The 1,212-nt window shown below is 76.9% G+C and carries 1 protein-coding gene and 1 pseudogene; both read right to left on the bottom strand.

Features of this window, described 5'->3' with window-relative positions:
• Positions 1 to 665 (bottom strand): glycosyltransferase family 4 protein (locus GTW08_RS10650; RefSeq protein WP_161151838.1); only part of this gene is annotated, 665 nt, incomplete at its 3' end.
• Positions 662 to 1,212: pseudogene (locus GTW08_RS10655) on the bottom strand (phosphatidylinositol mannoside acyltransferase); the annotation flags it as partial. The gene GTW08_RS10650 and the pseudogene GTW08_RS10655, both read right to left, overlap by 4 nt.

Consider the following 1,212-nt stretch of genomic DNA (forward strand, 5'->3'; position numbering starts at 1 on the left):
ACGACGAGCAACCGCACGTCCGGGCGGTCGGCGACGACCCGGCGCAGCGCGGCCAGCAGCACCGGCATGCCCTTGCGCGGCTCATCGAAGCGGCCGACGTAGCCGACCCGCACGGCGGGCGGCAGGTCCAGTGCCGGCCCGTGGGCGAACCGGGCGAGGTCGACACCGTTGGGGATCTCGGTGGCGTCCCCGCCCAGGTGCTCGACCTGGACCCGGCGGGCGGTCGCCGACACCGCGATCCGCGCCGTGACCCGCTCCAGCAGGGGGCGCGCCACGGGTCCGAACGCGGCGAGGGCCCGGGACCGCTCGGTGGAGGTGTGGAAGGTCGCGACGACCGGTCCGCGGGCGTCGAGCAGCGCGAGCGCCGACACCGACGGGGTCGTGGGCTCGTGGACGTGCAGCACGTCGAAGTTGTGCGCGGCGAGCCAGCGCCGGGTGCGGTGGCGGGTCAGCGGGCCGAACGCGACGCGGGCGACGGAGCCGTTGTAGGGGACGCCGACGGCCCGCCCGGCCGGGGTGACGAACTCGGGCGCGGTGCCGGTCGTCGGGGCCAGGACCTCGACCGTGTGCCCGAGCGTGCGCAGCGCGGCTGCCAGGTCCAGGACGTGACGCTGCACTCCCCCGGCGACGTCGAGGGAGTACGGGCAGACGATCCCGATCCTCATCCCGTGCCGACCGGCTGGAGCATGTGCCAGTCCCACGGACGGCGGGCGATCATGTCGCCGAACGCGTCGGCGAGGTGCTGGACGGCGCCGGGACCGGGCGGGACCGGCACGCCGACCTCGACGCCCCAGGCGTCGTCGGTGAAGTAGGGGTAGGCCGGGTGCAGCGCGGCGCCGGTGAGCCGGGCGAGCCGCGCCGGGCCGGACGGCAGCCGGGCGGGCCCTCCGAGGAACGTCACGCCGGTCCCGGTGCCGGTCAGGTCGCGGTCGGCGACCAGGCAGACGACCCCGCCGCGGCGCAGCCGCCCGGTCAGCGCTCGGTGCGCGGCGCGAGGGTCGTCGGCGGTCACGACCTCGAACCCGAGCGCGCGCCGGTAGGCGAGGAACCGGCGGAACAGCGGCTCGGGACGCAGCCGCTGCACGACGGTGGTCAGCGCCGGTTCGAGCCCGAGCCGGTCGAGCTCGCGCAGCAGGTAGAGCCCGGCGAGGTCCCAGTTGCCGGCGTGCGGGAGGGCGAACACGACCCCGCGCCCGGACCGGGTGGCCGCCA

This window comes from Pseudonocardia sp. SID8383 (assembly GCF_009864975.1).
Lineage (GTDB): Bacteria > Actinomycetota > Actinomycetes > Mycobacteriales > Pseudonocardiaceae > Pseudonocardia > Pseudonocardia alni.